This window comes from Pseudomonas hygromyciniae, from assembly GCF_016925675.1.
GTDB lineage: Bacteria > Pseudomonadota > Gammaproteobacteria > Pseudomonadales > Pseudomonadaceae > Aquipseudomonas > Aquipseudomonas hygromyciniae.
Genome location: NZ_CP070506.1, coordinates 3928038 through 3953451 on the forward strand (window position 1 = coordinate 3928038; position 25414 = coordinate 3953451).

Below are 25414 nucleotides of genomic sequence, written 5' to 3' on the forward strand. Positions count from 1 at the left end.
CCTCCTTTGATAAAAAAATGGACAGAGATCGTGCGACCGTGATTTGGCCAATTGGTTTCAGAATTGTCACAATTGGCCGTAGGCGAGTCTGCCTGACTCGGCGTCATGGCCTGACGAATCAATCGTCACCAGATATGAATGAGCGTCAGTAGATATCGATGTAGTCAAAGGGCGGGTTCGGCCAGTTCTGCTTCAGCGCATTGTAAATCTGCATGACCCACACCTCGTCGCTGGCCGCCACGCTACCGACATAACCGGACCCTGCCGCCCAGGTCTCCAAGCGAAACAGCAACCCTTCGATATCACTCCCGCCTACCACCCCAGAAGAGATGTAGGCCAGGCCACCCTGGGTGACCCGCAGTTGCGTGTGCTGGTCGTCGCTGGCACTGGCAATCATTTGGCGAACGGCTTCCAATGTGAGGCTGTTGGGGTTGTTCAAATCGATGTGCACGCGGCTTGTCCTGGCAATTAAACAGAGCGCCAGTGTCGCACAGCGCTCCCCTCATGCCTAAGTAGCAGTGCCAAACACTGCGCAAAATGGTTAACTCCCCATGCCAGTCCAGCCCTAAGCGAGCCGCGAGAACCCGATGACCATCGTTACCATCAATGCCGATATCAAAGCCAAATGGCCTCAAGGGCAAAGTTCCTACAGCCCAGGCAGCCCGGAAGAATTGGCAATCATCGGCATAGACCTGCTGGTCAAGGAACTGGGCACCCAGGCCGCACAGGCCTTTATCGGCCAGATATTCGAGAAATACCCGGCCGACCATATGGGGGTCGGAGACCCGCTGCGCGAATAGAAACCAACCGGCAGGCGTCTTACTTCAGGCGCGCCAGGCGCTCAGTGAGCAGGTCGAAAAAGCCCTGGGCATCACCGTTTTCAACCCAAAACACGTTCTTGTCGTGCTTGAGGCCGTCGTACCAGTCGACGATGGTCTGGCCGAACGTTGGGCCTTCGCGGCTATCGACCACCATGTTGACCTGGCGCCCGGAGAACAGCTCAGGCTTGAGCAGATAACCGATTACGGTGGCGTCATGCACCGGGCCGCCCTTCAGACCGTAGTGCTCCATATCGCCCTTGACGTATTCATTAAGAATATCGCCCACCACCTTGCTGGCGTTGTTGTTCAGGTCGGCGATCTTCTTCAGACGCGCCTCACTGGTCAGTATTTTGTGGGTCACGTCCAGCGGCAGGTAGGTCAGCTTGATGCCACTTTTAAGGACAATTTCAGCGGCGGCCGGATCGGCAAACAGATTGAACTCGGCCACCGGCGTAATGTTGCCGCCATTGAAATGCGCGCCGCCCATGACCACCACTTCCTTGATGCCCTGGGTGATTTCCGGCGCCTGGGTCAGCGCCAGTGCCAGGTTAGTCTGTGGGCCGAGCATGGCAATGGTGATGCTATGGGGCTTGGCGGTGCTCAGGGTGTTGATTAGGTAGTCGACCGCATTGCCGTCGGCCAGGCCTTTTTTCGGTTCGTGTACGGTGACACCGGAAATGCCTTCCTTGCCGTGAATATTCTCGGCATAGATCGGCGTGCGCAGCAGCGGCTTCGGCGCACCGGCATACACAGGAATCTCTTCACGCCCTGCCCACTCGCGAGCCAATCGCGCATTGCGCGAGGTCTTGTCCAGGCGCACGTTGCCGGCCACCGTGGTCAACGCACGAATGTTCAGCTCCTCTGGCGAGGCCATTGCAAACAGCAACGCCACCACGTCGTCGGCGCCCGGATCGGTATCAATGATCAGGTCGATTTTTTCCGCCGCCTGGGCGCTTGCAGCAGTTAGCACGGACAAAAGCAGCACACTCCGAAACAGGTGTCGCAGGGTTGGGGTTCTACGTTGCATGACGCACTCCTTGTCATTGTGGGAAATGCTAGAAAGTCACGCCAGACACCAGCGCGATATTACAGTAGGGCTGACACTCGCCAGTACGCACCACCGCGCGCGCCTTGTGACTGAGCAGTTTGAATGCTTCATGGCTGAGCAGGCGCCGCTCACCCAGGTCGCCCGGGTCCAGCGCATTGAGATCAGCCAGCGCCGGCGGCTGCTTGTGCAGGATTTCTTCGGCCAATACGTGGCTTTCAACCTGCATCTCCGTGAGCACAATGCGCAGGGTGCTAATGAAATCAGGAATGCCCTGGGTCAGCGCCAGATCGATCAACTCCACACCCGGCGGCACCGGCAGGCCGGCATCGCCGATCACCAGGATGTCGCCATGGCCGAGGGAGGCGATCAACCGCGACAGGGCAATATTGAGCAATGGGGTCTTTTTCATGGGCGAGCAAAGCCTTGAACGTCATGCAACATGGGAATGGAGGGTTGCGCCCCGGCACGGGTGACCGACAGCGCCGCCGCGACCTGGCCAAAACGGATGGCCTCGGCCTCGCCCTGCCCGTTGGCAAGTGCTGCGGCAAAGCCGCCGACAAAGGTATCGCCCGCCGCCGTGGTATCCACTGCCTGGACCTTGGGCGCCAGCAGATGCTCGAAACCCTGGCCGTTGGCGAACAGCGCGCCTTGCGAGCCCAGGGTCACAATCACCTTGCCCGCACCGGCGTTTAGCAGATGCGTAGCCGCAACCTTGGCCGAGTCCAGCGAGTCAACCGGCACACCGCTCAAGGCCGATGCTTCGCTTTCGTTGGGGATCAGGTAGTCGATCGCTGCGTACCAGTCTGCCGGCAACGGCCCGCTGGCAGGCGCAGGGTTGAGGATCACCGTCTTGCCCAGTGCGCGAGCGCGCTTGAGCACATACCCTACGGTGTCCATGGGCACTTCGAGCTGGCAGACAACCACCTCGGCCGCCTGCAGCACAGCGTCGAATGCCAGCAGTGACGCGGGTGTCAGTTGGCCGTTGCTGCCAGCGACAATCACGATCGCATTCTGACTGCTGTCATCCACGACAATCAGCGCAACACCGCTGGAGCCCTCTACCTCGCTGACGGCCTGGCAGTCGATTCCCTCCACCAACAACGCGTCACGCAACTGGGCGCCATAGGCATCGCTGCCCACGCAGCCGATCATCGCCACGTCAGCCCCCAGACGCGCCGCAGCCACCGCCTGATTGGCGCCCTTGCCGCCCGGCACGGTGGCAAACGACTGGCCGACCAGGGTTTCACCACCGCGAGGCAGTCGACTGGCGCGGGTCACCAGGTCCATGTTCAGGCTGCCTACTACCACTACTTTTGCTGGCATACATCAATACTCATCAATTTGTTCAGCGGTTTGAGGCAAACACGGCAGCCAATGGCGCCGTTGACTCACGCAAGACAATGCTCGGCGTGACAATGCGCTGGTCAGCCGGCAATTGCGGTGTCGCAATCCGTCGCAATAACAACTCCGCCGCCATTTCCCCCAACTGCAGGATCGACTGGCCCACGGTAGTCAACGCGGGGTAGACATAACGGCTCATTTGAATGTCATCAAAACCAATCACCGACAGCTCGGCAGGCACCAGCAGGTTGCGTTCGGCCGCCGCGCGCAACACACCGAAACCGATCATGTCGTTGCCGGCGAATATCGCGCTGGGCGGATTATCCACCAGCAATTGCACCGCTGCCGCATAGCCACCGGTACTGGTGAAATCGCTTTCCAATACCCGACTGGCGGGTACGGCAACCCCGGCCTCTTGCAGCGCCCGCTGGTAACCGGCCAGACGCATCTGTGCCACACGCGTGTGCGCCGGCCCGCCGATACAGGCGATATCCCGGTGCCCTAGCTCCAGCAAATGCCGGGTTGCCAGGTACGCGCCCTGCTCATGGTCGATGCGCACCAGGTCCACATCAACGCCCTCCAGGCCCCGATCGACAATGACCATGGGCGTGCGCAACGCCTTGAGGCCGGTGGCCAGGCCACTGTCATCGCCACCGACCGAGGTGACGATCAAGCCGTCGACACGTTTTTCCAGCAACACTCGCAAATAGTTGCGCTGTTTATCGGCGTTATCATCGGAATTGCACAGGATCACGCAGTAGCCATTGCGCTCACAGTAATCCTCGATGCCCCTGGCCAGCTCCGCGAAATACGGGTTGAGGCTGTTGGGCACCAGCAAGCCGATGGTCGCGGTGGTCTTGGCCTTCAGCGAACGGGCGACCGCGCTGGGCACATAGTCCAGCTGCTTGATCGCGGCTTCGACCTTGAGCCGCACCGGTTCGCTGACCGGGCGCGTTCTGTTCACCACATGGGAGACCGTGGTGTAGGAAATACCCGCAAGCGCCGCCACATCCTTGATGGTTGCCATGTCTTAACCCCGCCGGCTTGCACGTTGACTGCGGTAGGTGTCCAGCACCACGGCAATCACAATAACGGCGCCGGTAATGATGCGCTTGGTCGGCTCGGTCGCGCCGATCTGCGCCAGGCCGGCCGCTAGTACCGAAATGATCAGCACCCCGAAGAACGTGCTGATCACCGAGCCACGCCCGCCCATCAGGCTGGTGCCGCCAATCACCACTGCGGCAATCACCTGCAACTCCAGGCCGGAACCGGCATTCGGGTCAGCCGCCTCCAGGCGCGAAATCTGGAACAGTGCCGCCACCCCGGCCAACAGCCCCATCAGGCTGAACACCAGGATCTTGTAGGGTTTTGGATTGATCCCCGCCAGACGCACCGCTTCTTCATTGGTGCCGATACCAATCAGGTAGCGACCGAACACAGTCCGCGTCAGGACCGCCTGGGCAACGATAATCACCAGCAAGGCAATGATGAATGATGGCGAGATACCGAAGGCCACCGGGTTGGACAGCCAGGCGAAGGAGTCGCCGATATAGGCAGTGCGCGACCCTGTCATCTGGTACGCGGCACCACGGGCCATTTCCAGCACGCCGAGGGACACGATGAACGACGGAATACGCCAGGCCACGGTGATGGAACCGGTGATGGTCCCGGCCAGGGCTGCACAGCCCATGCCGAGCAACGCCGCCGGGACTACGCTCCAGCCCCAGCCGAGGATCGCCACGCTGACCGCAGACGCGGCCAGGGCCAGTACCGAGCCCACCGACAGGTCGATGCCGCCAATGATCAGGATGAACGTCATGCCCACCGCCAGCACCATCAGGTCGGGAATCTGGTTGGCGATGGTGCTGAAGGTGTCATAGGACCAAAAGTGGCTGCTCAGGGCCGAGAACAGCGCAATCATGGCCAGCAACGCGCCGGCCAGGCCCAGATAAGTGCCCAGGCCGTAGAAATTGCCGCCGGCTTTTGCGGGTGGAGTTGCTGTTTTCATGGGGTTGTCCTGGGCGCCGCTTCGTTGAGCAGCGCGTCACGTTTCTGATAGCCGGCAAATGCGGCGGCAAGCAATTCATCCTGGGTCCAGCTGTCCCGCTCGAAGGTCTGGATCAAGCGTCCGGCAGACAGCACGCCGATACGGTCGCAGATCAGCATCAGTTCGCGCAGGTCGCTGGACACCACCACCAGCGCCTTGCCCTGGCGGGTCAAGTCGCCAAGCAGCGCATAGATATCAAATTTGGCGCCGACATCGATGCCACGGGTCGGCTCGTCGAACAGCATCACCGCGCAATCGCGCTCCAGCCAGCGACCGATCACCACCTTTTGCTGATTGCCGCCCGAGAGCTCGGACACCAATTGCGCGGGGCTGGAACTGCGGATACGCATGGCGTCGATCTGCCGCTTGGCCAGCGCCGCCTCATCGCGCCCATTGACCAGACCGGCGCTGGACACCTTGGCCATATTGCCCAGGGCCGTGTTGGCGCTGATGGACTGGCTGAGCAACAGGCCCTCGCCCTTGCGATCCTCGGTAATCAGCGCAATGCCGTGACCTACCGCATCCACCGGCGAGCGAATGCTCACCACCCGGGCCGGCGAGCCGAGGGCGACCGTGCCACTGTCGGCCAGGTCAGCACCAAAGATCAGGCGCAGCAACTCAGTGCGGCCAGCGCCGATCAATCCGGAGATGCCGTAGATTTCACCGGCGCGCACTTCAAAGGACACATCACGGACCTTGTCCGAACGGGTCAGGCCCGTGACCGTCAAGGCAGGCGCGCCAATGGTGCGCGGGCCGAGATCGATGTGCTCGCCCAACTCGCGACCGACCATCAACGTGACCAGTTGCTCGCTGTTGTAATTGGCCATCGGCTCGACACACACCAGTTGGCCGTCACGCAGCACCGCAATGCGCTGGGCCACACGGGCCAGCTCTTCCAGACGATGGGAAATATAGATAATTGCCACGCCCCGCGCCTGCAGACGGGTGATTTGCTCAAACAGCATCTCGACTTCACGGGCAGTGAGCATCGCCGTCGGTTCGTCGAGGATCAGCACATGGCAGTCGCCGATCAGGTTGCGGGCAATCTCGACCATCTGTTGATGGCCGATACCCAGGCTGCCGACCAGGGTGTCCGGGTCGATGGCATCCAGCCCCACTTGCGCCATGGCCTCGATCGCGGCCTTGCGCAGTTGCTTGCGGCTGATCCAGCCACCACGACTGGGCAGGTTATCGAGGAACAGGTTTTCGGCTACGGTCAGGGTCGGCAGCAGGTTGAGCTCCTGCATCACCATGCGGATCCCCTGCTTTTCCGCCTGGGTGCGGCTGGCCGGGGCATAGTCCTGGCCGTTGAACTGCATCTGCCCGGTGGTGGGTGTAACCAGCCCACCGATGATCTTCGACAGGGTGCTTTTGCCCGCGCCATTCTCACCGGTCAGGGCCAACACCTCGCCGCGATTGAGCGTCAGGGTGATGTCAGACAGGACGGGCTGGGCATAGGTCTTACCGATACCGCTGACCGAGAGGACAGTGGTCGGTGCGGAAGATGACATAGGAAAATCTCCAGGCGCCCGCTCGACGTGAACGGGCGCTGTAGTGCGCAGCCAGGGATTATTGCTTGAGGACGAGCTCTACGGGCGTTTCGATCACACCATCCACGGACTCGACTTTTTCACCCTTGACCAGCTTCAGTGCGTTCTGGATACCAAACACCGCTTGCTGCGCAGCCGCCTGGTCGGCGGTGGCCAAGACGCGACCGTCTTCGAGCATCGGCTTGATCGCGGCGATGTTGTCGTAGCCAACCACCTGGACCTTGCCGGCCTTGCCCGCTGCACGCACCGCAGAAACGGCACCCAGGGCCATATTGTCATTACCGGCCAGCAGCGCCTTGAGGTCTGGGTATTCGCTCAGCATGGCGGCTGCGACCTTGTTGCCCTGGTCGATTTCCCAGTTACCGGACTGCACGGAGACAATCTTCATGCCCGCCCCCTCCATCGCATCCTTGAACCCGGCGGTGCGTTGCTGGGCGTTGGTGGTGGTCGGCACACCTTCGATAATCCCGACCTTGTCGCCGCTCGCCATTTGCTTGGCCAGGTACTCGCCGACCAGACGCGAACCCTTGCGGTTATCCGGGCCTACGAAGGGAACCTCGAGGTTTTTGCTTTTCAGCACTTCGGGGTCGAGGCGGTTATCAATGTTGACCACCTTGATCCCGGCATCGGCGGCTTTCTTCAGTACGCTGACCAGGGCCTTGGAGTCGGCGGGCGCGATGACGATTGCGTTGACTTTGGCAAGAATCATTTGGTTGACGATATCAATCTGGGCCGAAGTGTCGGTTTCGTTCTTGATCCCGTTGGTGATCATGTCGAAATCAGCGGCATGGGCTTTCTGATAGTCCTTGGCACCGTCTTGCATGGTGACAAAAAACTCATTGGCCAGGGATTTCATCACCAGGCCGACCTTGGGTTTGGCGGCGGTGTCATCAGCGAATGCAGAGGAAAGAGGCAGGGCAGCGGATGCGGCAGCCAGGACAGCGGCAGCAAGCAAACGTCCAGCGAATGGCAGCTTCATGGGTTCACTCCGATCTTATGATTATTTTGAGCAACGCTTGCACCTTCACCTCACTCATGGAGTGCCCGTGAAACATCTCGCAAACGTTTGGGCTAAACAAACTATGCGAAGACAGCTGAATTTTGTCAACGAAAGAAACAGGCTTTTTCCTCGCAAGCTCTACTTCCTGCCCTACAGCTCGACCACCTCATGACTAAACATCCGGGCCGGGCGATCGTTCTCTAAAACGACAGATCTGGTGCAGCATTTCGCAAGCGTCATGCTGATTTTTCCAGAGTGATTTTTCGGACAACCGAACGCTGAAGCCGCCAGCGTTCGGAAATTCGGACGCGAGTTGAAAGCGACAAATTCAAAGAATACAAAATCATGTTTTAAATCAACAAGTTAAAATCAAACCCCAAACAAAATCCGACTGGTACAAATCCTGCTCTTAATCAGCACCTTGTGGCGCTCAGCGCAGCCCGGGGGTGTTCTGGATGAACCTGCACACGCACTCATCAAAAATAGAGAAAAAATAATGAAATCTGCACTCAAGAACTTTGTTCCGGGCGCTTTAGCCCTGCTGCTGCTCTTCCCGGTTGCCGCCCAGGCCAAGGGAAGTTGAATCCAAGACCAAGCTGTCCAACGTGGTCGTACTGGCCACTGGCGGCACCATCGCCGGCGCTGGCGCCAGCGCGGCCAACAGCGCCACCTACCAGGCGGCCAAGGTCGGTATCGAACAATTGATCGCCGGCATTCCCGAGCTCAGCCAGATCGCCAACGTGCGTGGCGAGCAAGTGATGCAGATAGCTTCCGAGAGCATCACCAACGAAAACCTGCTGCAACTGGGTCGTCGTGTCGCCGAACTTGCCGACAGCAAGGACGTGGACGGCATCGTGATCACCCACGGCACCGACACCCTCGAAGAAACCGCCTACTTCCTCAACCTGGTGGAAAAAACCGACAAGCCAATCGTCGTCGTGGGTTCCATGCGCCCAGGCACTGCCATGTCCGCCGACGGCATGCTGAACCTGTACAACGCCGTGGCAGTCGCCGGTAGCAAGGACGCACGCGGCAAAGGCGTGCTGGTGACCATGAACGACGAGATCCAGTCGGGTCGCGACGTGAGCAAGATGATCAACATCAAGACCGAAGCCTTCAAAAGCGCCTGGGGCCCACTGGGCATGGTTGTAGAAGGCAAATCCTACTGGTTCCGCCAGCCGGCCAAGCGTCACACCATGAGCTCGGAGTTCGATATCAAGAACATCAAGAGCCTGCCGGATGTTGAAATTGCCTACGGCTATGGCAACGTCAGCGACACCGCCTACAAAGCCCTGGCGCAAGCTGGCGCCAAAGCCATCATCCATGCGGGCACTGGCAATGGCTCGGTATCATCCAAGGTAGTGCCTGCCCTGCAGGAACTGCGCAAGGAAGGCGTACAGATCATCCGTTCTTCCCACGTCAATGCCGGTGGTTTCGTTCTGCGCAACGCTGAGCAGCCTGACGACAAGTACGACTGGGTCGTGGCCCATGACCTGAACCCGCAGAAAGCCCGCATCCTGGCCATGGTCGCCTTGACCAAGACCCAGGACAGCAAGGAACTGCAACGGATGTTCTGGGAATACTGAGTCACTGATACAACCCTTATAGGAGCCGGCTTGCCAACGGTGGCGTCCCTGAGACCGCCATCGCTGGCAAATCGGCTCGCACAAAATCCTCGCTGTACACCAATCCGCTTAAACCGTTGTCACACGGACTTCTTGAATTTTAAGCAGTTGCGAATTTTCTCACAGTTAAATACTGTATGTTCGTACAGCTAATTAAGGACTCCTCCGTGGCCAAGCCCTCCTCCGCAGCACCTACACCTCCCGACGCCTACCAGCGCCTGGCGATCCGCGTGCAAAAAGTCATCAATTCCACCAACGCCCAAAAAAACAAAGCCGCGTTGATTTTTCGCCTACCCGAGGAACCAGAGGACGAGTGGGCACGACTACTGGAGGAAATCGCAGAAAACGACAACGTCACCCTCGCCTATCGCGATGATGGTGGGGTGCAGATTTTCTGGGTCGTGCCGAAGGAAGATTGAGTCAATGAGTGTCCGTTTTATCGCCCTGTTCTGTGTTTTTTTTGCCACCGCCACCCACGCCCAAGCCCCACGCACCTTCAGTGAAGCCAAGAAAATCGCCTGGAAACTCTACGCTCCGCAATCCACGGAGTTTTATTGCGGCTGCAAATACACGGGTAACCGGGTAGACCTGAAAGCCTGCGGCTACATCCCACGTAAAAACGCGAACCGGGCCGCGCGCATCGAGTGGGAGCATATTGTCCCGGCTTGGCAGATCGGGCATCAACGCCAGTGCTGGCAAGACGGCGGACGCAAAAACTGCACGCGTACCGATACTGTCTTCAAGCGCGCGGAAGCCGACCTGCACAACCTGGTACCGAGCATCGGCGAGGTCAATGGCGATCGCAACAACTTCAGCTTTGGCTGGTTGCCAGTGCAGAGCGGGCAATACGGTTCGTGCCTGACTCAAGTGGACTTCAAGGCCAAGAAGGTCATGCCCAGGCCATCCATCCGCGGCATGATTGCCCGGACTTACTTTTACATGAGTAAACAATACGGCCTGCGCCTGTCGAAACAGGACCGCCAATTGTATGAAGCCTGGAACCGGACCTATCCCGTGCAGCCTTGGGAGCGCCAGCGCAATCAAACCGTGGCATGCGTGATGGGGCGCGGCAACGAGTTCGTCGGCCCGGTTAACCTGAAAGCCTGCGGATAAACGCGAGCGGGATCCGCGGATCCCGCCAACCACCTTGTTACTGGCGGGCCTTGTGCTCGATCACCAGCGACTCGGCGTCGGTCTTCTTCTTTTTCACCAGCCTTTCCTGCAACTGGACCTGGCGAGCCTCGGCCTCAGCCTTGCTGGCGAATGGCCCCAACAGCACCAGATCCTTGCCATCTTCCTTGGCCAGATAGAAGGTGAAGCCGTTTTCCAACAACCAGGCGGTCAGATCAGTCAGCGCCTGCAATTTGTTGTCGGGCGAGCGCACCAGGATGTCCCACTGCACAGCGGCAACCGCAGGCGCCTGGGCCTTGGCGGCTTCAGCTTTGTCTCGGGGGGTGTCGAGATTGGGCCCGTCACCGCATCCTGCCAACGCCAATACCACGATTGCCATCGCTACTTTACGCACCGCCTTGCCCCTTTAATGATCAAAGAGGCAACTTTATCATTCGCCGCCTATTCTGGCCGTCATAAACGTTGGCTTAAACATTGCGAAGGATGTTTCCCAGACCTGTATGATGGCGCCATGGGAATTAATGCCGCCTCTATGCGTCCTAAAAGAGGCAGCCACAGGGAAGCGCTTCACAGTAAGCTATACATAACCGACATCCGCCCTGTTAGAACATGCGTCCTTCAAAGCAATCAAGGAGAAGTCCATGCTGATACTCACCCGCAAAGTCGGTGAAAGCATAAATATCGGTGATGACATTACGATCACCATTCTGGGCGTTAGCGGCCAGCAAGTAAGAATCGGCATCAATGCTCCCAAAGATGTTGCCGTGCATCGCGAAGAGATTTACCAGCGCATCCAGGCAGGCCTGACTGCACCGGACAAACGCGAAACACCTTGAAGCCCCCAGTAGCCAGCCCGCTCGTCCCCTGTAACGGCTGGCGAAAGCCCCTTGGCCTGTCTACGGTATTCCGTGATCAGCGCAGCATTCGCGCCAGGCCCAGCCATTTGCCATCCCCGCCAGTTCATCCACGGAACTTGCTGGCCGTTTAACAGACAAATCCCTCCAGGAACGTTACAAAACCTTACAGTGCCCTCGGAGCGCGTTAATGAGGCGATCCCGCAAAGAGCCCTATACCCGTAAATCCTGGATGATCGCCCTAGTGATTGCCCTGGTCTTCGTGACGATCGGGTATGGCCTCAGGGTTTACATGGAAGGCACTACCACCGCCCAGGATGCCAATTCGTGGCCAGACCTGGCGCTGTTTCTCGGTGGTTATCTGTTCTGCTTCTGCCTCAAGCCCATCCAGGCGGCGATCCAGCGAAAACTCAGTCGTCGAGCGTTTCGCCAGGCGCGCCAGAAAAGCCCCTCTTAAAGCAGCGATTGGATCCTATAGGTAAATCAGGAGGAACTATCCGCGTCGGTAGTACCCATACCCATACCCTCCATAAAAAACGTTATCGATATGGACATAGAACATAACGCCAAGAACCTACTGTCCCTGATCGCACAACTCTCGGCAGACCATCCAAAGTCTTCCACTCAATTGCACGGCAAGCACGAGGAAGTCCTCGCGGGTCTGCGCCAACTTTATCTGCTGCGACTGATCACGGGCACCATCACCCACGGACGCATCAGCGATCCATTGGGCTACCAGTGGGCGGCCGCCGAAAACATTCTGCTGACCAAGCGTGGCAAGGCATTCAAGTCGGTGTAGAGGGCTGCAAGCGCAGTAAGCCGTCGGCGTCGCACTGGACATGTACACGGTCATAACTGGCAATCGTCGGATGATCAGTCACCATCGGCACGCCATGCGTCGAGGCCACCACTATGACGTCTGCACCCGCCGCCTCACCGGCGCGGATCCCCACCGGCGCATCCTCGAACACCAGGCACTCACCTATCGGCACCCCCAGACGCTGGGCGCCCAGCAGGTAGCAGGCCGGATCCGGCTTGCCGCTGACCACATCCTCAGCCGTAATCATGACGGCCGGCGGCACCAGGCCTGCCGCGTGCATACGGCGCAGGGCAAGGGCCTTGGGCGCAGACGTGACCACGGCCCAGCGGTGCGCAGGCAAGCTCTGCACAAATGCCACGGCGCCAGGGATTGCCACCACACCCTCTACGTCCTCGATCTCGGCCTCGGTAATCCTCTGCGCCTCCGCCTGCGCGTCGACCCCTGGCAAGGCTTGGCGGCTGATCGTATCGATAGCCCGGACGCCATGGATGGTGCCCAAAAACGCCTCGACATCCAGCCCGTGGCGCCGCGCCCAAGCAGCCCAAACCCGCTCTGCGGCAGCAATAGAGTTGAGTAGGGTGCCGTCCATATCAAACAGAAATGCACGGTACTGACGATCAAATACGGCCGGTTGTTTGACGGACACTGCTGGGTTTCCTCTTGTGCTCGTTGCCCGCTGTCGGGCCCTGATGCAATCTACGGATCGGCCCAGGCCTTGTAAACGAAGGATGACGCGTCAGGCCTTCAGCAAACCTGGCCGCCGCTCTCGGGGATATCACGCGGCGTATTCCAAGCTGCCAGCAGCGCAACCCTCAGCCCTTCAACCGTAGCCTCCAACGCCATCGAGGGCTGAGACCCAGCCCCCTGCCCTGGCAGAAAAGGAATATGGATAAACCCACTGCGTACGCCAGACCCTGCCAAGGCATGCTGCAAGCTGTAGAACACCTGATTACACACAAAGGTGCCCGCCGTGTTCGAGACCGAAGCCGCGAATCCGGCCTCACGCACCGCCTTGACCATAGCCTTGACCGGCAGGGTGCTGAAATAGGCCGCCGGCCCGTCAGGGATCACCGCCGTATCGATAGGCTGGGCTCCCAGGTTGTCCGGGATTCGTGCATCGTTGAGGTTGATCGCCACTCGCTCGATGGAAATATCACTGCGTCCAGGTCCCAGGCCGGTGGCAATTACCAGTTGCGGCTGATGCTCGGCCAACAACTGATTCAAACAGACGCTGGCAGTAGCAAAGGCACAGGGCAATTGTCGGGCGATGATTGTCACGCCTTCTTGCAACTGCACCCCGTCCAACAGACGCACAGCCTCCCAGGACGGGTTGATCAGGTCTTGATCGAAGGGCTCGAATCCCGTCAGCAGCACCGTAACCATCACCACCTCACATCAGCACATAAAGAAGGACGATATTGACCAGCAACATCATCAACGCCGTGGGCATCTGTGCCTTGATCACTGCGTTTTTGTCCGGTAACTCCAGCAGCGCTGCCGGCACAATATTGAAGTTCGCCGCCATCGGCGTCATCAGCGTGCCGCAGTAGCCGGAAAACATGCCGATGGCCGCCATTACCGCTGGATTGCCGCCATAAATCCCCACCAGCACCGGTACACCCACTCCGCCGGTCATCACCGGGAACGCGGCAAAACCGTTGCCCATGATCACCGTGAACAGGGCCATGCCCAACACATAGACCATCACGGCCACCAGCTTGTAATCCAGATTGATGTAGGTGGTGGTGACATGAGCCACGGCCGTACCAACACCAGCCTCGTTAAACAGCAGGCCGAGCATCGCCAGCATCTGCGGCAAGACCATGGCCCAGCCCAAGGCTTCGGTCAGGCGTCGCGATTCACGCAAGGCCTGCACCGGCGTGTCGCGGGTCAGCCAGCAGGCCAGGCCCAGGGCGATAAGGCAGCCGAGGCCGAGGGACACGAACGTGGTGTTTTTCGGGTCCAGCAGCGGCACGCCGCCAATCTCGACGTTCTTGAGCAGCACAGAGCCGATCACGGTGGTCAACGGAATGGCCAGGGCCGGAATAAACAGTTTATGACCCAGCCGGCCGGCACTGGCACGGGAGGCCTTGTCATGCAGTTCGACATGAGCGCCACGCCCCACACCGCCGAGCCCGGCGATCAACGCCATCAGCACCACACCGACGCCCACGACCACCGACGGCAAGTGCTCGCCCACCAGGAACGGGATGGCGAACAGCAGCCAGAACAACGCACTTGACCAGCGTTTGGGGTGCGTGCGGTCAGCCAGGATCATGCCCGCGGTAATCAGCAACAAAACCCCGGCGAGCCAATACAGATATTGGATAGAAATGATCATTGCGCGGCCTCCGGCTGAACGCTGGCGGGCGCAGAGGCTGTCAGTTCGCGGGTCAATCTTCGGTCAAAGCGGTGCAAACGTATCGCGTGCACAATGAACGCACAAATCGCCGTGGGGATACCCCAGACCGCAATATGCAGCGGTTCGACATCGATGCCTGAGCCCAGCAGGAAGGTGTGCATCAAGGCAATCGCACCAAAGGCCACGAAGATATCTTCACCAAAAAACAGCCCGACGTTGTCCGTGGCGGCACACATCGCCAGGACCTTGTGCCGCACCTTGTCCGGCAGCTTGCCGAAACGTTTCTCGGCAGCGCCTTCCGCCATGGGCGCCAGCAACGGGCGCACCATTTGCGGGTGCCCGCCAAGACTGGTCAGGCCCATGGCCGCTGTGGACTCGCGAACAAACAGATAGATGATCAACAGACGCCCGACGGTGGCGCGCTCGAAACGCGCAATCCAGTTCTGCGCGTGCAGTCGCAGGCCATGGCGCTCCAGCAGGCCGATAACGGCCAGGGGCAGCAGCAGGATCAGTTGCAAGGCGCGGGTCTGCAGGAAGCCATCGCCCATGGTGGCGAGGATTTTTTCCAAGGGGAATTGCGCGGCAAATCCGGTGGCAATCGCCGCCGCCGTCACCACCAGCAACGGATTGAAGCGCAACACGAAGCCGACCACGATGACGAGCACGCCAATCAGCGGCCAAAGGTTCACAACAGTTTGCATGGCGTTGAGTCCTTGATTGCGTGCTGCGACGCCTGCATCGCTGATAAGCAATGGCGGGGAGCCCGACGCGGATTTTTATTATTGACCGGGTAGGTCGAGGGTCATTGGCGGGCATCTTTGCTGCTTGGAGCGGAGGGTGTCCAACAAGAAAAATTGTTGCTGCAAATCAATAAAGTTTGTGAGGGATGGCAGGCATGACCTTGTGGGTAAACCTGCTTGATCAGGGCTGCCAAGCCTTGGAAGAGGCTGCGGCCTTGAATTTGGCGCTGTTCTGCGACGTGGCTGGCGGCTCGGAATCAGCAAAAATGGCTTTAAGCCAGCGTCCATCGGCAGGGTTGGCGTTTTGAGGTGGGAGCTTTGCAAATCGCACGCAACAAAAAAGGGCCCACCTTTCGGTGAGCCCTTCTAGACCGCCCAGCAGAGCGGATTTTGTTTGGTAGGCGCGATTGGACTCGAACCAACGACCCCCCACCATGTCAAGGTGGTGCTCTAACCAACTGAGCTACGTGCCTGCTGTGAGGCGGCATTCTACGGAATTCCCGAGGGGTGTCAACACCTTTTTTGCAGCTAAGCCTATGAATATGCGAATTTTTTATTTTTTTCCCGGCGATGCTGCTTTTTTCCGAGTGGCTGGCAGGGCATTTTCAACTGAGGTAGGATCGGCGCACTCGTAAAAAATATAAAACAGAGGTTCCAGTATGGCGAACACCCCCTACCCCCCAGTCGTATTATGCCGCGTCCGCCAATGCGGCTCCTCCCCGGCCAGTGCTGCAAGGTGAAGTCGAAACCGATGTGTGCGTGATCGGCGCCGGCTATACCGGGTTGTCGAGCGCGCTGTTCCTGCTGGAGAACGGCTTTCGCGTGACGGTACTGGAAGCCGCCAAGGTAGGTTTCGGTGCATCGGGGCGCAACGGTGGCCAGATCGTCAACAGCTACAGCCGTGATATCGATGTGATCGAACGCAGCGTCGGCCCTCAGCAGGCGCAGCTATTGGGACAAATGGCCTTTGAAGGCGGCAGGATCATTCGTGAGCGGGTAGCCAAATACCAGATTCAGTGCGACTTGAAGGACGGTGGTGTATTCGCTGCGCTCAATAGCAAGCACATGGGCCATCTGGAGTCACAGAAGCGTTTGTGGGAGCGCTACGGCCATACACAGCTGGAGCTACTCGACGAGCGACGCATCCGCGAAGTGGTGGCCTGTGAGAACTACGTGGGCGGCCTGCTGGACATGAGTGGCGGGCATATCCATCCGCTCAACCTGGCATTGGGTGAAGCAGCAGCCGTGGAGTCCCTGGGCGGCACCATCTATGAACAGTCCGCCGCCGTGCGCATCGAGCGTGGCGCCAACCCTGTCGTCCATACAGCCCAAGGCAAGGTGAAGGCCAAATTCATCATCGTCGCCGGCAACGCCTACCTGGGCAACCTGGTGCCCGAGCTGGCGGCCAAGTCGATGCCATGCGGTACACAAGTGATTACCACGGCACCTCTGGGGGATGAGCTGGCTGAAACCCTGCTGCCACAGGACTTCTGCGTCGAAGATTGCAACTACTTGCTCGACTACTACCGACTGACCAGCGACAAGCGCCTGATCTTCGGCGGTGGCGTGGTGTATGGCGCGCGGGATCCGGCGAATATCGAAGCAATCATCCGACCGAAGATGCTCAAGGCCTTCCCGCAGTTGAAGGATGTAAAAATCGACTACGCCTGGACCGGCAACTTCCTGCTGACCTTGTCACGCCTACCCCAGGTTGGGCGCATCGGCGATAACATCTACTACTCCCAGGGCTGTAGCGGCCATGGCGTGACGTATACGCACCTGGCCGGCAAGGTACTGGCCGAAGCCCTCAGAGGCCAGGCGGAGCGTTTTGACGCGTTTGCCGACCTGCCGCACTACCCGTTCCCAGGCGGGCAACTGCTGCGCACGCCATTTGCGGCGATGGGCGCTTGGTACTACGGGCTAAGAGACAAGCTGGGCTTCTGATCGACACGCTGTAGGAGCCGGTTTGCCGGCGACGGCGCCATCAAGATCGCCATCGCCGGCAAGCCGGTTCCTACAAGTCGCATGATCAAATTACAGACACAAAAAACCCCGGTCTTTCGACCAGGGTCTTTGCTATCGATCCAATCAAGCATGAAGCTTGCCTTGGCGCTCTCGGGGTGTTCAGTGGACCCCGGAACAGATATGGCGCAGCGGACGGGACTCGAACCCGCGACCCCCGGCGTGACAGGCCGGTATTCTAACCGACTGAACTACCGCTGCGTATCGCTCAGACTGCTGAAGTGTCACCTTCAACCGCCTTCAAACATCTGACTGAGTAGCCTTGGCTGTTCAATCTCAAATCCGAAAAATCGGACCTGGAAAATATGGCGCAGCGGACGGGACTCGAACCCGCGACCCCCGGCGTGACAGGCCGGTATTCTAACCGACTGAACTACCGCTGCGCGTCGGTGCAACCTTTAACATTGCGTCTTGCCCGAAGGCAAAACTCTCAAGAACTGGTGGGTGATGACGGGATCGAACCGCCGACCCTCTGCTTGTAAGGCAGATGCTCTCCCAGCTGAGCTAATCACCCTTTGCTTCGTTGAGGCCGCGAAATTTACGCAGATAGCAGACCTAAGTCAATAGCCTGCTTGAAGTTTTTCTGAAAAAGACAAAATCAAGTCAAGACAGCTCCCCGCCCTACTCGCTGTAAATCATCTTCTTGCTCATGCCGCCATCCACCACGAACTCTTGCCCCGTCACAAACCCAGCGCTGCGCGACAGCAGCCACGCCACCATGGCCGCCACATCCTCAACCGTCCCCACCCGGCCCGCAGGATGCTGCGCATGATCGGCATCACTCAACGGTTCTGCGCGGCGCGCTGCAGGATCACGGGCATCGATCCAACCAGGACTGACAGCGTTGACCCGCACCTCCGGCCCCAGACTGATGGCCAGCGCATGGGTCAGGGCCAGCAGGCCACCCTTGCTCGCCGCATAGGCCTCGGTGTCCGGCTCCGACTGCCGAGCCCGCGTAGAGGCCAGGTTGACGATAGAACCACCATGGGCACGCAGATACGGTGCACAGTGCTTGGCCAGTAACATCGGCCCACTGAGATTCACCGCCAACACCCGATTCCAATAAGCCAGGTCCAGGCTATCCAAAGTGATATTGCGCGGATCGGCCACCGCGGCATTGCACACCAAGGCATCCAGGCGCCCGAACTGACCGAGCACTTCAGCGACCCCACGGGCCACCTGCTGCTCATCGGCCACGTCCATGGTGATAAACCAGGCATTATCGCCCAACACCTTGGACACTTTGGCGCCCCGCTCGCGATCCAGATCCGCCAGCACCACCTGCCAGCCTTCGCTGACCAACCAGGCAGCGATTCCCAGGCCGATACCCCGTGCCGCGCCCGTTACCAGCGCGACTCGTCCATTACTGGCGCCAGCCGCTTCCAGGGACCACTCGATCACAAGGCAGCCAGCCCGCGAGCCAGGTCAGCCTGCAAGTCAGTCACGTCTTCCAGGCCCACGGCAACGCGGATCAGGCTGTCGCGGATACCGGCCGCTTCACGCTCCTGCGGCGCCAGGCGCCCATGGGAGGTGGTGCTTGGATGGGTAATGGTGGTTTTGCTGTCACCCAGGTTGGCGGTGATGGAAATCAGACGCGTAGCGTCGATAAAGCGCCATGCACCCTCTTTGCCGCCCTTGACCTCAAAACTGACCACCGCACCGAACCCGCGCTGCTGACGCTGGGCCAGTTCGTGTTGCGGGTGACTCTTCAAGCCGGCGTAGTGGACTTTCTCGATGCCATCCTGCTGCTCCAGCCACTCGGCCAGGGCCTGGGCGTTGGCACAATGGGCCTTCATCCGCAGGCTGAGGGTTTCCAGGCCCTTGAGGAAAATCCAGGCATTGAACGGGCTCAGTGTCGGGCCTGCAGTGCGCAAGAAGCCCACCACTTCCTTCATCTGTTCGCCACGGCCGGCCACTACGCCGCCCATGCAACGGCCCTGGCCGTCGATGAACTTGGTGGCCGAATGCACCACGATATCTGCACCCAGCTTCAGCGGCTGCTGCAGGGCGGGCGTGCAGAAGCAGTTGTCCACCACCAGCATCGCCCCCTTGGCGTGCGCTACTCCGGCGAGGGCCGCGATATCTACAAGCTCTGCCAACGGATTGGACGGCGACTCGACGAACAGCAATTTGGTATTGGCCTTGATGGCCGCATCCCAACCAGAAAGATCCGCCAGCGGTACGTAGTCGACTTCAATGCCGAAACGCTTGAAGTACTTCTCGAACAGGCTGATGGTCGAACCAAACACGCTACGCGATACCAGCACATGGTCACCGGCACTGCACAGGCTCATGACCACCGCAAGGATGGCCGCCATGCCCGTTGCCGTGGCGACGGCCTGCTCTGCCCCTTCCAGCGCCGCGATGCGCTCTTCAAAGGCGCGCACCGTCGGGTTGGTATAACGGGAGTAGACGTTACCCGGCACTTCGCCAGCAAAGCGCGCCGCCGCGTCTGCCGCAGTGCGGAACACGTAGCTGGAAGTGAAGAACATCGGGTCACCGTGCTCGCCTTCCGGCGTGCGGTGCTGGCCGGCGCGCACAGCCAGGGTATCGAAAGCCACGCCATCGAGGTCGCTGTCCAACCGACCGGCATCCCATTCCTGACTCATGCTGCCACTCCTTCACTCAATTCTTTATTTAAGATACAAAACCGGCCCCTCAGGGCCGGTAGTCAATCAGTTGTTGTACAAATCGATGATCGCGCTGACCGCCTGGGTCTTGATCTTCGAGGAGTCGTTGCGCGCCTGCTCGATCTTGTTCAGGTAAGCCTCATCGACATCACCGGTCACGTACTTGCCATCGAAGACCGCGCAATCGAACTGCTCGATCTTGATCTTGCCGCCACCAACCGCCTCGATCAAGTCAGGAAGATCCTGATAGATCAGCCAATCAGCGCCAATCAGATCAGCCACATCCTGGGTCGAACGATTGTGCGCAATCAGTTCATGGGCGCTCGGCATGTCGATACCGTACACGTTCGGATAACGCACGGCAGGCGCAGCGGAACAGAAGTACACGTTCTTCGCCCCGGCTTCACGGGCCATCTGGATGATCTGCTTGCAGGTGGTGCCACGCACGATGGAGTCATCCACCAACATCACGTTCTTGCCGCGGAACTCCAGCTCGATGGCATTGAGCTTCTGGCGTACCGACTTCTTGCGAGCCGCCTGGCCCGGCATGATGAAGGTGCGGCCGATGTAGCGGTTCTTGACGAAGCCTTCGCGGAACTTGACGCCCAGGCGGGTGGCCAGTTCCAGCGCAGCGGTGCGGCTGGTGTCCGGGATCGGGATCACCACGTCGATGTCGTGCTCTGGACGCTCGCGCAGGATCTTCTCGGCAAGCTTCTCGCCCATGCGCAGGCGCGCCTTGTACACCGAGACACCGTCAATGATCGAATCCGGACGCGCCAGGTACACGTGCTCGAAGATACACGGGGTGAGCGTCGGATTGATCGCGCACTGGCGAGTGTGCAGCTTGCCATCTTCGGTGATGTACACCGCTTCGCCCGGGGCCAGGTCGCGCACCAGGGTGAAGCCCAGTACATCCAGGGATACGCTCTCGGAGGCGATCATGTACTCGACGCCTTCGTCGGTATGACGCTGGCCGAACACGATAGGACGGATGCCATGCGGGTCACGGAAACCGACGATACCGTAGCCGGTGATCATTGCCACGACCGCGTAGCCACCCACGCAGCGGTTGTGCACGTCAGTCACTGCGGCGAACACGTCCTCTTCGGTTGGCTGCAACTTGCCGCGCTGGGCCAGCTCGTGGGCAAACACGTTAAGCAGCACTTCCGAATCGGAACTGGTGTTGACGTGGCGCAGGTCGGATTCGTAAATCTCCTTGGCCAACTGTTCAACGTTGGTCAGGTTACCGTTGTGCGCCAAGGTAATGCCGTAGGGCGAGTTGACGTAAAACGGTTGAGCTTCGGCCGAAGTCGAGCTACCGGCAGTCGGATAACGCACATGGCCAATACCCATGTGCCCGACCAGGCGCTGCATGTGACGCTGATGGAACACGTCACGTACCAGGCCATTGTCCTTGCGCAGGAATAACCGGCCGTCGTGGCTGGTCACAATACCGGCAGCGTCCTGGCCGCGGTGCTGGAGGACGGTTAGCGCGTCATACAGCGCCTGATTGACGTTCGACTTACCGACGATACCGACGATGCCACACATGCGACGCAACCCCTACTTAATGAATCTTGACTGAACACTACTTACTGCGGCGCGTTGCCCGGCAAGAGGTGTTCCTTGAACGGAATATCAGCGGGTACGCTGATACCGCTGGCCAGCCACTGACTACTCCACCCCAATATGAGGTTCTTGGACCAGTCTGCAACCAATAGAAATTTTGGCACGAGACTCGACTCCTGCCACCAAGCATCCTGCTGTACCGGGCCCAGGCTCAACAGCCCGACCGCAACGACCACCAGCAACGCGCCACGCGCGGCACCGAAGGCCATGCCAAGAAATCGATCGGTCCCGGAGAGGCCGGTGACACGTATCAATTCGCCGATAAGATAATTGACCATTGCCCCCACCAGCAGCGTGGCGATGAACATGATGGCGCAGCCCGCGATGACGCGAGCCGAAGGTGTTTCGATATAGCCGGCCAGGTAAACGGCCAGGGATCCGCCAAACATCCAGGCGACGACTCCTGCAACGATCCAGGTCAGCAGCGACAATGCTTCTTTGACGAAGCCGCGGCTTAGACTGATCAATGCGGAGATGGCGATGATGGCTACGATCGCCCAATCAACCCAGGTAAATGGCACAGTGCAGCCTACAGACGGATAAGGCGGCGCATTTTAGCAGAGCGATGGGCTATCGGTAAGCGGTGTTTGGCGGTCCATTGCAAATCAATGGGTTGTGGCAAGCTGCGGCCATCTCAATACAGGCAGAAACCAATGTGGGAGCGGGCTTGCCCGCGATAGCGGTGTGCCAGCCAACTGTAATATCGACTGATGCACCGTCATCGCGGGCAAGCCCGCTCCCACACAAGCCTGCACATACATGTATTGCCAGAATCAGCCGCGCTCTGGCTGGAAACGCACCACAAAGCCTTTCAGATTCTGCTGACGCCCCAACAGGTCACGCAAGCGGTCAGCCTCGGCACGCTCGATCAACGGCCCGACAAATACCCGATTCTTGCCATCGGCGGTACGGATATAGGCGTTATAGCCCTGGCTACGCAGGGTTTTCTGCAAGGCTTCGGCACTTTCGCGATTGGACAGGCTGGCAAGCTGCACCGACCAACTGATCGGCAGGCCATTGGGGTCGATCCGACTTTGACCCACATCCGGCTTGCCGGGAGCCGCTGGCTGCGGAACCACCGGCTTGGGTGCCGGGGCCGGCGCTGCCGGCTTGGCCGCCACGACTGGCGCAGGTTTGACCACAGGAACGCTGGGCTGAATCGGCGCTGTGGGCGCCTGTTGCTGGGCAATCTCAGCATCAGTCGGCACCGGTTCTTCCTCGGGCAACGCCTGCGGCTCAGGCACGACCACTGGCTCGACCTGAACCTGCGGCATTACCGGGGCCTGAGGCGCCGCCGGCGCTTCAACCGTCACTTGGCGCTGCTCGTCCTGACGGGAAAACAGCATCGGCAGGAAAATCACCGCCAATGCCACCAACACCAGGGCTCCAACCATTCGCTGCTTGTATGCGCTATCCAGTAATGCCATGTGCAGCTTCCTCCGTGGAGCGCCGGGCCAACCACTCAAGCGCCTCGGCAACACAATAAAATGATCCGAACAACAGAATCTCGTCCTCGGCCGTCGCTACCGCGCATTGAGCCTCTAGCGCAGCGGTCACGCTTGTATGGGACGTCACCGTCGCACCAAGGTTCTGCAACAGCACCTGTACATCATCGGCCGAACGACTGCGAGGTGTGTCCAGCGGCGCAACCGCCCATGCTTGCACATTGCTCAGCAAGGGCGCTACCACACCCTCCAAGTCCTTGTCCGACAGCAAGCCAAACACCGCCAGGCGTCGACCCTCCGGCACATGGGAGACCAAACGGCGCGCCAGATATTGCGCAGCATGCGGGTTATGACCAACGTCCAGCAACAGGTTCAAACGCTTGCCTTGCCATTGGAACGAACGACGATCCAGACGCCCGACCACCTTTGTACGCTGCAAGGTATCGGCAATCTGCCCGGCATTCCATGGCAGATCCAGCAACAGGTAGGCCTGCAGGGCGAGTGCGGCGTTTTCCATGGGCAGGTTCAGCAGCGGCAGGCCATGCAACTCGACGCCCTGGCCCCGCGCATCAATACCGCGCCACGACCAATGATCGTCCGCCACGTCCAGCGAGAAATCCCGCCCCCGCAGGAAGAACGGGCAATCCAGCTCGCGCACCTTGTCCAGCAAGGTGTGCGGCGGATCCAGGTCACCACACAGCGCCGGCTTGCCTGGGCGCAAGATACCAGCCTTTTCATAGGCCACCGATTCACGGGTATCACCCAGGTAATCGGTATGATCCACGCCAATACTAGTGATCAACGCGAGGTCAGCGTCCACCACATTGACGGTATCCAGGCGACCACCCAGGCCGACTTCCAGCACCACCGCATCCAGCTGTTCGCGCTCGAACAACCAGAACGCCGCCAGGGTGCCCATCTCGAAATAAGTCAGGGAGGTTTCGCCGCGCCCGGCATCCAGCGCCGCAAAGGCTTCGCACAATTGCTCGTCGGTGGCTTCGACACCGTTGAGTTGCACACGCTCGTTGTAACGCAGCAAGTGCGGCGAGCTATAGACACCCACCTTCAAACCCTGGGCCTGTAGCAACGCCGCGACAAAGGCGCAGGTAGAACCCTTGCCGTTGGTGCCAGTGACCGTGATCACTCGCGGCGCAGGCCGACCCAACCCAAGGCGGGCCGCTACCTGTTGCGAGCGCTCCAGGCCCATGTCGATGGCTGACGGATGCAACTGCTCAAGGTAGGCGAGCCACTCGCCCAGGGTTCGTTGGGTCATAGGTTTGCAGGCACCGGCGGAACGACGATGGGCTCGACTTTAGGCGCGACGTACTCCGGTGTCGGCAAGCCCATCATCTGCGCCAGCAGGCTACCCAGACGTGGACGCAGCTCGGAACGGGCGATGATCATGTCAATCGCCCCGTGCTCCAACAGGAACTCGCTGCGCTGGAAGCCTTCCGGCAGTTTTTCACGTACGGTCTGCTCGATCACACGCGGGCCGGCAAAGCCAATCAGTGCCTTGGGCTCGCCGACGATCACGTCGCCGAGCATCGCCAAGCTGGCGGAAACGCCGCCGTAGACCGGGTCGGTCAGCACGGAAATGAACGGGATACCTTCCTCACGCAGACGCGCCAGTACCGCAGAGGTCTTGGCCATTTGCATCAGCGAGATCAGCGCTTCCTGCATCCGCGCACCACCGGAGGCGGCGAAGCAGATCATCGGGCAGCGGTTTTCCAGGGCGTAGTTGGCAGCCCGTACAAAACGCTCACCGACAATGGCGCCCATCGAGCCGCCCATGAAGGAGAACTCAAACGCCGACACGACCACTGGCATGCCCAGCAGCTTGCCGCTGACCGAGATCAGCGCGTCTTTCTCGCCAGTCTGCTTTTGTGCAGCGGTCAGGCGGTCCTTGTACTTCTTGCCATCGCGGAACTTGAGGCGGTCCACCGGCTCCAGGTCAGCGCCCAGCTCGGCACGGCCATCGGCGTCGAGGAAGATGTCGATACGGGCGCGGGCGCCGATACGCATGTGGTGGTTGCATTTGGGGCAAACGTCCAGGGTCTTTTCCAGCTCTGGGCGGTACAACACCGCATCGCAGGATGGGCACTTGTGCCACAGACCTTCAGGGACCGAGCTTTTCTTCACCTCGGAACGCATGATCGAGGGGATCAGTTTGTCTACTAACCAGTTGCTCATGCTTTCTTTCTCCAGTACCGGTGGCTTGAACACAGCCCCGCGTATGCCCTTGAGCTAAATTCATTGATGTGGCGATAACAGCTGCAGGACGGGGTCAGACGTTCGACCAGCCATTTCCTGCACCTGCCCTCAGCCTTCCAGACAACCCGCCAACGCGTG

27 protein-coding genes, 4 tRNA genes and 2 pseudogenes are annotated in these 25414 nt (G+C 59.7%); 9 read left to right on the plus strand and 24 right to left on the minus strand.

From position 1 onward, the window contains the following. Positions 1 to 145: 145 nt before the first annotated feature. On the minus strand, positions 146 to 451 hold the full coding sequence (locus JTY93_RS17360) for a hypothetical protein (RefSeq protein WP_205476654.1): 306 nt from the start codon (positions 449 to 451) through the stop codon (positions 146 to 148). A gap of 136 nt (positions 452 to 587) precedes the next feature. Between JTY93_RS17360 and JTY93_RS17365 the strand changes: the two genes are divergently transcribed. Beyond that, positions 588 to 800 (plus strand): hypothetical protein, encoded by a 213-nt coding sequence (locus tag JTY93_RS17365; protein WP_205476653.1) that lies wholly within the window; start codon positions 588 to 590, stop codon positions 798 to 800. 19 nt (positions 801 to 819) lie between these two features. Here JTY93_RS17365 and JTY93_RS17370 read toward each other — a convergent pair whose 3' ends face one another. From JTY93_RS17370 to JTY93_RS17400, 7 genes are read right to left on the minus strand one after another with little or no spacing between them, the layout of a single operon-like run. Continuing rightward, positions 820 to 1848, minus strand: a complete 1029-nt coding sequence (locus tag JTY93_RS17370) for a nucleoside hydrolase (protein ID WP_205476652.1) — start codon at positions 1846 to 1848, stop codon at positions 820 to 822. Between the two features lie 28 nt (positions 1849 to 1876). Next, the gene (gene rbsD, locus JTY93_RS17375) at positions 1877 to 2278 is read right to left on the minus strand and encodes a D-ribose pyranase (protein WP_169998051.1); all 402 of its coding nucleotides are present in this window, start codon (positions 2276 to 2278) and stop codon (positions 1877 to 1879) included. Beyond that, positions 2275 to 3192, minus strand: a complete 918-nt coding sequence (rbsK, locus tag JTY93_RS17380) for a ribokinase (RefSeq protein WP_205476651.1) — start codon at positions 3190 to 3192, stop codon at positions 2275 to 2277. The genes rbsD and rbsK overlap by 4 nt, the downstream gene beginning before the upstream one ends. A 22-nt stretch (positions 3193 to 3214) precedes the next feature. Then, positions 3215 to 4237, minus strand: coding sequence for a LacI family DNA-binding transcriptional regulator (locus JTY93_RS17385; protein ID WP_205476650.1), 1023 nt, complete (start codon positions 4235 to 4237; stop codon positions 3215 to 3217). Between the two features lie 3 nt (positions 4238 to 4240). Further along, a complete protein-coding gene (locus JTY93_RS17390) occupies positions 4241 to 5218 on the minus strand; it encodes an ABC transporter permease (protein WP_205476649.1) in 978 nt (325 codons plus the stop codon). After that, the gene (locus JTY93_RS17395; protein ID WP_205476648.1) at positions 5215 to 6768 is read right to left on the minus strand and encodes a sugar ABC transporter ATP-binding protein; all 1554 of its coding nucleotides are present in this window, start codon (positions 6766 to 6768) and stop codon (positions 5215 to 5217) included. The genes JTY93_RS17390 and JTY93_RS17395 overlap by 4 nt, the downstream gene beginning before the upstream one ends. 58 nt (positions 6769 to 6826) lie before the next feature. Next, positions 6827 to 7786, minus strand: a complete 960-nt coding sequence (locus JTY93_RS17400) for a sugar ABC transporter substrate-binding protein (RefSeq protein WP_205476647.1) — start codon at positions 7784 to 7786, stop codon at positions 6827 to 6829. 517 nt (positions 7787 to 8303) lie between these two features. Between JTY93_RS17400 and JTY93_RS17405 the strand changes: the two are divergent. The 3 genes and pseudogenes from JTY93_RS17405 to JTY93_RS17415 all read left to right on the plus strand — a co-directional run bounded on the left by JTY93_RS17405 (position 8304) and on the right by JTY93_RS17415 (position 10545). Beyond that, positions 8304 to 9393, plus strand: a pseudogene (locus JTY93_RS17405) (asparaginase). Between the two features lie 206 nt (positions 9394 to 9599). Next, a complete protein-coding gene (locus tag JTY93_RS17410; protein WP_169998034.1) occupies positions 9600 to 9851 on the plus strand; it encodes a DUF1654 domain-containing protein in 252 nt (83 codons plus the stop codon). 4 nt (positions 9852 to 9855) lie between these two features. Next, positions 9856 to 10545, plus strand: a complete 690-nt coding sequence (locus tag JTY93_RS17415; RefSeq protein WP_169905322.1) for an endonuclease — start codon at positions 9856 to 9858, stop codon at positions 10543 to 10545. Between the two features lie 37 nt (positions 10546 to 10582). Here JTY93_RS17415 and JTY93_RS17420 read toward each other — a convergent pair whose 3' ends face one another. Beyond that, on the minus strand, positions 10583 to 10957 hold the full coding sequence (locus tag JTY93_RS17420; RefSeq protein ID WP_240357223.1) for an SPOR domain-containing protein: 375 nt from the start codon (positions 10955 to 10957) through the stop codon (positions 10583 to 10585). A 247-nt stretch (positions 10958 to 11204) separates the two neighbouring features. Here JTY93_RS17420 and csrA point away from each other — a divergent pair, with 247 nt between their 5' ends. From csrA to JTY93_RS17435, 3 genes are all read left to right on the plus strand, one after another. After that, positions 11205 to 11399: a carbon storage regulator CsrA gene (csrA, locus tag JTY93_RS17425; RefSeq protein ID WP_007920550.1), complete on the plus strand. Its 195-nt coding sequence runs from the start codon at positions 11205 to 11207 to the stop codon at positions 11397 to 11399. A 208-nt stretch (positions 11400 to 11607) separates the two neighbouring features. Next, on the plus strand, positions 11608 to 11874 hold the full coding sequence (locus tag JTY93_RS17430) for a hypothetical protein (protein WP_205476645.1): 267 nt from the start codon (positions 11608 to 11610) through the stop codon (positions 11872 to 11874). 90 nt (positions 11875 to 11964) lie between these two features. Then, positions 11965 to 12216 carry a hypothetical protein gene (locus JTY93_RS17435; protein WP_169998028.1) on the plus strand — a complete coding sequence of 84 codons (252 nt, stop codon included), beginning with the start codon at positions 11965 to 11967 and terminating at the stop codon, positions 12214 to 12216. Here JTY93_RS17435 and JTY93_RS17440 read toward each other — a convergent pair. From JTY93_RS17440 to JTY93_RS17455, 4 genes are all read right to left on the minus strand, one after another. Further along, positions 12203 to 12826 carry an HAD-IA family hydrolase gene (locus JTY93_RS17440; RefSeq protein ID WP_240344271.1) on the minus strand — a complete coding sequence of 208 codons (624 nt, stop codon included), beginning with the start codon at positions 12824 to 12826 and terminating at the stop codon, positions 12203 to 12205. The two genes, JTY93_RS17435 and JTY93_RS17440, sit on opposite strands and share 14 nt — an antisense overlap. Before the next feature lie 155 nt (positions 12827 to 12981). Further along, on the minus strand, positions 12982 to 13620 hold the full coding sequence (gene pcp / locus JTY93_RS17445; protein WP_205476643.1) for a pyroglutamyl-peptidase I: 639 nt from the start codon (positions 13618 to 13620) through the stop codon (positions 12982 to 12984). 7 nt (positions 13621 to 13627) lie between these two features. Beyond that, positions 13628 to 14578: a DUF979 domain-containing protein gene (locus JTY93_RS17450; protein WP_092231387.1), complete on the minus strand. Its 951-nt coding sequence runs from the start codon at positions 14576 to 14578 to the stop codon at positions 13628 to 13630. Continuing rightward, positions 14575 to 15300, minus strand: coding sequence for a DUF969 domain-containing protein (locus JTY93_RS17455; protein ID WP_169998022.1), 726 nt, complete (start codon positions 15298 to 15300; stop codon positions 14575 to 14577). Before JTY93_RS17455 ends, JTY93_RS17450 begins: the two co-directional genes overlap by 4 nt. A 185-nt stretch (positions 15301 to 15485) precedes the next feature. Between JTY93_RS17455 and JTY93_RS30010 the strand changes: the two genes are divergently transcribed. Then, positions 15486 to 15647, plus strand: a complete 162-nt coding sequence (locus JTY93_RS30010) for a hypothetical protein (protein WP_205476642.1) — start codon at positions 15486 to 15488, stop codon at positions 15645 to 15647. A gap of 87 nt (positions 15648 to 15734) precedes the next feature. Here the strand turns inward: JTY93_RS30010 and JTY93_RS17465 are convergent. Further along, positions 15735 to 15812, minus strand: a tRNA-Val gene (locus JTY93_RS17465). Between the two features lie 186 nt (positions 15813 to 15998). On the opposite strand from JTY93_RS17465, the pseudogene JTY93_RS17470 reads away from it, so the two are divergent. After that, positions 15999 to 17283: pseudogene (locus tag JTY93_RS17470) on the plus strand (NAD(P)/FAD-dependent oxidoreductase). A 202-nt stretch (positions 17284 to 17485) separates the two neighbouring features. Here the strand turns inward: JTY93_RS17470 and JTY93_RS17475 are convergent. From JTY93_RS17475 to accD, 10 genes are all read right to left on the minus strand, one after another. After that, positions 17486 to 17562: transfer RNA gene (locus tag JTY93_RS17475), tRNA-Asp, on the minus strand. A gap of 105 nt (positions 17563 to 17667) precedes the next feature. Continuing rightward, positions 17668 to 17744 (minus strand) — tRNA-Asp (locus JTY93_RS17480). Positions 17745 to 17799: 55 nt separating this feature from the next. Then, a tRNA-Val gene (locus JTY93_RS17485) sits at positions 17800 to 17875 on the minus strand. Between the two features lie 107 nt (positions 17876 to 17982). Beyond that, the gene (locus JTY93_RS17490) at positions 17983 to 18747 is read right to left on the minus strand and encodes an SDR family oxidoreductase (protein WP_205476673.1); all 765 of its coding nucleotides are present in this window, start codon (positions 18745 to 18747) and stop codon (positions 17983 to 17985) included. Positions 18748 to 18758: 11 nt separating this feature from the next. Beyond that, positions 18759 to 19970, minus strand: a complete 1212-nt coding sequence (locus JTY93_RS17495; protein ID WP_205476640.1) for an O-succinylhomoserine sulfhydrylase — start codon at positions 19968 to 19970, stop codon at positions 18759 to 18761. A 66-nt stretch (positions 19971 to 20036) separates the two neighbouring features. Further along, positions 20037 to 21542, minus strand: a complete 1506-nt coding sequence (gene purF / locus JTY93_RS17500) for an amidophosphoribosyltransferase (RefSeq protein WP_169874346.1) — start codon at positions 21540 to 21542, stop codon at positions 20037 to 20039. Between the two features lie 41 nt (positions 21543 to 21583). Then, positions 21584 to 22141 carry a CvpA family protein gene (locus JTY93_RS17505; RefSeq protein WP_070995080.1) on the minus strand — a complete coding sequence of 186 codons (558 nt, stop codon included), beginning with the start codon at positions 22139 to 22141 and terminating at the stop codon, positions 21584 to 21586. 252 nt (positions 22142 to 22393) lie between these two features. Then, on the minus strand, positions 22394 to 23047 hold the full coding sequence (locus tag JTY93_RS17510; protein WP_169992295.1) for an SPOR domain-containing protein: 654 nt from the start codon (positions 23045 to 23047) through the stop codon (positions 22394 to 22396). Continuing rightward, positions 23031 to 24338 carry a bifunctional tetrahydrofolate synthase/dihydrofolate synthase gene (gene folC / locus JTY93_RS17515; protein ID WP_205476639.1) on the minus strand — a complete coding sequence of 436 codons (1308 nt, stop codon included), beginning with the start codon at positions 24336 to 24338 and terminating at the stop codon, positions 23031 to 23033. The genes JTY93_RS17510 and folC overlap by 17 nt, the downstream gene beginning before the upstream one ends. Beyond that, positions 24335 to 25255, minus strand: a complete 921-nt coding sequence (gene accD, locus JTY93_RS17520; protein WP_169992300.1) for an acetyl-CoA carboxylase, carboxyltransferase subunit beta — start codon at positions 25253 to 25255, stop codon at positions 24335 to 24337. The genes folC and accD overlap by 4 nt, the downstream gene beginning before the upstream one ends. Positions 25256 to 25414 lie beyond the last annotated feature (159 nt).

Excerpts from the sequence above, each read along its gene's own strand:
- JTY93_RS17365 (WP_205476653.1), top strand. The coding sequence starts at position 588 with ATGACCATCGTTACCATCAATGCCGATATCAAAGCCAAATGGCCTCAA.
- JTY93_RS17370 (WP_205476652.1), bottom strand. The coding sequence starts at position 1,848 with ATGCAACGTAGAACCCCAACCCTGCGACACCTGTTTCGGAGTGTGCTG.
- rbsD (WP_169998051.1), bottom strand. The coding sequence starts at position 2,278 with ATGAAAAAGACCCCATTGCTCAATATTGCCCTGTCGCGGTTGATCGCC.
- rbsK (WP_205476651.1), bottom strand. The coding sequence starts at position 3,192 with ATGCCAGCAAAAGTAGTGGTAGTAGGCAGCCTGAACATGGACCTGGTG.
- JTY93_RS17385 (WP_205476650.1), bottom strand. The coding sequence starts at position 4,237 with ATGGCAACCATCAAGGATGTGGCGGCGCTTGCGGGTATTTCCTACACC.
- JTY93_RS17390 (WP_205476649.1), bottom strand. The coding sequence starts at position 5,218 with ATGAAAACAGCAACTCCACCCGCAAAAGCCGGCGGCAATTTCTACGGC.
- JTY93_RS17395 (WP_205476648.1), bottom strand. The coding sequence starts at position 6,768 with ATGTCATCTTCCGCACCGACCACTGTCCTCTCGGTCAGCGGTATCGGT.
- JTY93_RS17400 (WP_205476647.1), bottom strand. The coding sequence starts at position 7,786 with ATGAAGCTGCCATTCGCTGGACGTTTGCTTGCTGCCGCTGTCCTGGCT.
- JTY93_RS17415 (WP_169905322.1), top strand. The coding sequence starts at position 9,856 with ATGAGTGTCCGTTTTATCGCCCTGTTCTGTGTTTTTTTTGCCACCGCC.
- csrA (WP_007920550.1), top strand. The coding sequence starts at position 11,205 with ATGCTGATACTCACCCGCAAAGTCGGTGAAAGCATAAATATCGGTGAT.
- JTY93_RS17430 (WP_205476645.1), top strand. The coding sequence starts at position 11,608 with ATGAGGCGATCCCGCAAAGAGCCCTATACCCGTAAATCCTGGATGATC.
- JTY93_RS17435 (WP_169998028.1), top strand. The coding sequence starts at position 11,965 with ATGGACATAGAACATAACGCCAAGAACCTACTGTCCCTGATCGCACAA.
- JTY93_RS17440 (WP_240344271.1), bottom strand. The coding sequence starts at position 12,826 with ATGGACGGCACCCTACTCAACTCTATTGCTGCCGCAGAGCGGGTTTGG.
- pcp (WP_205476643.1), bottom strand. The coding sequence starts at position 13,620 with ATGGTTACGGTGCTGCTGACGGGATTCGAGCCCTTCGATCAAGACCTG.
- JTY93_RS17450 (WP_092231387.1), bottom strand. The coding sequence starts at position 14,578 with ATGATCATTTCTATCCAATATCTGTATTGGCTCGCCGGGGTTTTGTTG.
- JTY93_RS17455 (WP_169998022.1), bottom strand. The coding sequence starts at position 15,300 with ATGCAAACTGTTGTGAACCTTTGGCCGCTGATTGGCGTGCTCGTCATC.
- JTY93_RS30010 (WP_205476642.1), top strand. The coding sequence starts at position 15,486 with ATGGCAGGCATGACCTTGTGGGTAAACCTGCTTGATCAGGGCTGCCAA.
- JTY93_RS17495 (WP_205476640.1), bottom strand. The coding sequence starts at position 19,970 with ATGAGTCAGGAATGGGATGCCGGTCGGTTGGACAGCGACCTCGATGGC.
- purF (WP_169874346.1), bottom strand. The coding sequence starts at position 21,542 with ATGTGTGGCATCGTCGGTATCGTCGGTAAGTCGAACGTCAATCAGGCG.
- JTY93_RS17510 (WP_169992295.1), bottom strand. The coding sequence starts at position 23,047 with ATGGCATTACTGGATAGCGCATACAAGCAGCGAATGGTTGGAGCCCTG.
- folC (WP_205476639.1), bottom strand. The coding sequence starts at position 24,338 with ATGACCCAACGAACCCTGGGCGAGTGGCTCGCCTACCTTGAGCAGTTG.
- accD (WP_169992300.1), bottom strand. The coding sequence starts at position 25,255 with ATGAGCAACTGGTTAGTAGACAAACTGATCCCCTCGATCATGCGTTCC.